The organism is Comamonas sp. B-9 (assembly GCF_000410635.1).
GTDB lineage: Bacteria > Pseudomonadota > Gammaproteobacteria > Burkholderiales > Burkholderiaceae_C > Comamonas.
The window spans coordinates 22,003-25,306 of sequence record NZ_KE148641.1 but is presented as its reverse complement, the minus strand read 5'-3'; the positions used below and the strand labels follow the sequence as shown (position 1 = coordinate 25,306).

The following is a 3,304-nucleotide window of genomic DNA, read 5'->3' as shown; positions in this document are numbered from 1 at the left end:
CCGCGCCTGGGCAGCTTTGTGCTGCCCCGAGGCACGGCCGGCGCGCGCCTGGTCGATACCTGGAACCCCCTGGGCATGCGCGCCACCGCGAGCCAGGACCTGGTGCTCGATGGCGCCTGGGTGCCCGACCACCATGCGGTGGGCCTGCGCCCGGCCAGCCTGGGCCTGCAGCGCGAGGCCCATGGCATTGCCTGGTACTTCAGCCTGGTGGCCACGGTCTATGACGGCGCGGCGCGCTCGGCGCGTGATTGGCTGGGTGCGTTTTTGAACCAGCGCCGCCCCAGTGCGCTGGGTGGTGCCAGCCTGGCATCACTCGCCACCGTGCAGGAAAAGTTTGGCGAGATCGAGCTGCTGCTGCAAACCAGCGACTGGCTACTGGACAGCCATGCCCGCGCCTACGACAGCGGCGCCGCACCCGATGGCCTGGTCGCCGTGGCCAAGCATGTGGCGGTGGACAACGCGCTGCGCGTAGCACAACTGGCGCTGGAGCTGGCCGGCAACCACGGCCTGGCGCGGCGTAATCCGCTGGAGCGCCATCTGCGCAATGTGCTGTGCAGCCAGATCCATTCGCCCTCCAACAGCCTGATCCGCAGCAACAGCGGCCGTGCGGCCCTGCAAAAGCGCCAGGCCGCTGCCTGAGCGCCATCCTTGTTTCCTCTCCTTGGTACCTCGCATGTCTATTGATTCCGATTTCTCGCTCGCCACGCGCCGCCACTTTATGCTGGCCGCTGCTGCCACCGGCATCGGCACGGCAGTCCCCAGCCTGGCCTGGGCGCAGGACAAGCCGCAAAAAGGCGGCACCCTGAACCTGCTGCTCTTTCCCGAGCCGCCAACCTTGACGACGATTGCGCATACCGCCGGCTCGTCGGTGACGATCTCGGGCAAGGTGACCGAGGGACTGCTGACCTATGACTTCAACCTCAACCCGCAGCCGCAGCTGGCCGTTGCCTGGTCCATCAGCCCCGACGGCCTGGTCTACCGCTTCCAGCTGCGCCAGGGCGTCAAATGGCATGATGGCAAGCCCTTTACCTCGGCCGACGTGGTGCACTCGATTGCCTTGCTCAAGGAGTTCCACCCCCGGGGCCGCGCCACCTTTGCCGGCGTGGCCGAGGTGCAAGCCCCCGATGCCCACACCGTGGTGCTCAAGCTCAGCCGCCCCATCCCCTACCTGATCACGGCGCTGGCGGCCTCGGAGTCGCCCATCGTGCCCAAGCACCTGTATTCCAGCGGCCGGGCCGATACCAACCCGGCCAACAATGCGCCGGTGGGCACGGGCCCCTTTGTGTTCAAGGAATGGGTGCGCGGCAGCCATGTGATCTACGAGCGCAACCCCCATTACTGGGATGGCGACAAGCCCTACATCGACCGGCTGGTGGTGCGCTTTATCCCCGATGCCGCTGCGCGCACGGCGGCCATCGAAAGCGGACAGGTGCAGATTGCGCCCAGCTCGCCAGTGCCCTTTGCCGAGGTGGAGCGCCTGCGCGCCAAGCCGGGCCTGCAGTTCGAGACCCGGGGCTATGAGTACATCAACAGCGTCTACCGGCTGGGGGTCAACCTGGAGAGTGAGCTGCTCAAGGACCTGCGCGTGCGCCAGGCCATTGCCCATGCGCTGCAGCGCGAGAACCTGCTCAAGGTGGCCTGGTACGGCCAGGGCAAGCTGACCACCGGGCCGGTACACCCGGCGCTGAAAAAATTCTATGTGCCCGATCTGCCGGTGCTGCCCTATGACACCAAGCGCGCCGAGAAGCTGCTGGACGACGCGGGCCTGACGCGCGGCAAGGCTGGCGGCCAGTGGCGTGCGCGGCTGAACCTGACGCCCATCCCCAACGAGGGCGGCCAGCGCACCGGCGATTTCCTCAAGCAGGCGCTGGGCCGCATCGGCATCGATGTGCAGATCAACAGCCAGGATTTTGCCACCTACATCAAGCGCATCTACACCGACCGGGCGTTTGACCTGCATGTGAGCGCGATGAGCAACACCTTTGACCCGACGGTGGGCATCCAGCGGCTCTACTGGTCCAAGAGCTTTCAGCGCGGGCTGCCGTTCTCCAACGGTTCGCACTATGCCAGCCCAGAGGTGGACCGCCTGCTGGAATCTGCCGCCGTCGAGATGAACGAGGCCCAGCGCATCCGCGAGGTGGCCGAGTTCCAGAAACACATCGCCACCGACCTGCCCGACATCACCCTGGTCGCCCCCGACATCTACACCATCGCCGACAAGCGCGTGCGCAACCACACGGTGGGCGCGGACGGCGTGGCCGGTAACCTGGCCGGCGTCTGGCTGGCCGCATCCTGATCCCGTTCCCCCAAGGAGAAACCGATGACAAGCCCTTCCGAAACATCGAACGTACCAGGTCAACAACCCAGCTCGCTCTGGTACACCCGCTGCCCGGTGCCATCCCCGCTGGGCATTGCCGCGCAGCATGGCTGGCTGCAGCAGGCCTTTGCGGCGCTGGGTATTGGGGTCGAGTCCATCTTTGACTCCAAGGACCGCAGTGTGCGCGAGAGCCATTTTGACCACCGCCTGCCCTGGTCTTTCCGCCAGGGCGGCAATATTCCGCCGATCTGGGCGCGGGCCAAAGGCAGCGATACGCGCCTGGTCGCGATCACCTGGACAGACGAGTTCCAGGCCCTGGTGACCCTGCCGGGCCGGGGCATCGACAAGCCCGAGGACCTGGCCGGCAAGCGCTTTGGCGTGCCCCAGCGGGTCAATGACCTGATCGACTTCCACCGCGCCACGGCCCTCAAGGGCCTGGTCTCGGGCCTGTCGCTGGTGGGCTTGCAGCACAGCGATGTGCAGCTGGTCGACTTGGTGATCGAGGAGTCGGTGATCCAGCAGCACGGCACGCCCAGCCTGTTTGGACTGCGCCGCCGCCACCCGTATTTCCGCGAGGCGGAGGCCCTGGTACGCGGCGAGGTTGATGCGATCTTTGTCAAAGGCGCCGAGGGCCTCTTGGTGGCCAACCTGATTGGCGCGCAGCTGGTCAGCGAATTTGGCCGCCACCCCGACCCGCGCGTGCGCATCAATAATGGCACACCGCGCACCTTGACGGTGGACGCCGCACTGGCCGAGCAGCGCCCCGACCTGGTGCTGGCGCTGCTGCGCGTGGTGCAGCGCGCCGGCCGCTGGGCCCAGGCCCATCCCGACGAGACCCTGCGCTTTGTGGCCCGCGAGATCGCCACCAGCGAAGAAGCCATCCTGGCCTCCAACGGCGCCGATGTCCACCGCCATCTGGGCATCAGCCTGGAGCCCGAGCTGGTCGATGCGATCGGCTACTTCAAGGACTTTTTGCTGGAATGGGGC

At 66.7% G+C, this 3,304-nt stretch carries 3 protein-coding genes; all 3 read left to right on the top strand.

Annotated features, from left to right (window positions below; translation table 11 throughout):
* Positions 1-639 (top strand): acyl-CoA dehydrogenase family protein (locus H928_RS0119585; protein ID WP_027011146.1); only part of this gene is annotated, 639 nt, incomplete at its 5' end.
* A gap of 34 nt (positions 640-673) precedes the next feature.
* The gene (locus H928_RS0119580) at positions 674-2,296 is read left to right on the top strand and encodes an ABC transporter substrate-binding protein (protein ID WP_021028022.1); all 1,623 of its coding nucleotides are present in this window, start codon (positions 674-676) and stop codon (positions 2,294-2,296) included.
* A 24-nt stretch (positions 2,297-2,320) separates the two neighbouring features.
* Positions 2,321-3,304: ABC transporter substrate-binding protein (locus tag H928_RS0119575; RefSeq protein WP_021028021.1), on the top strand; the 984-nt coding region annotated here is incomplete at its 3' end.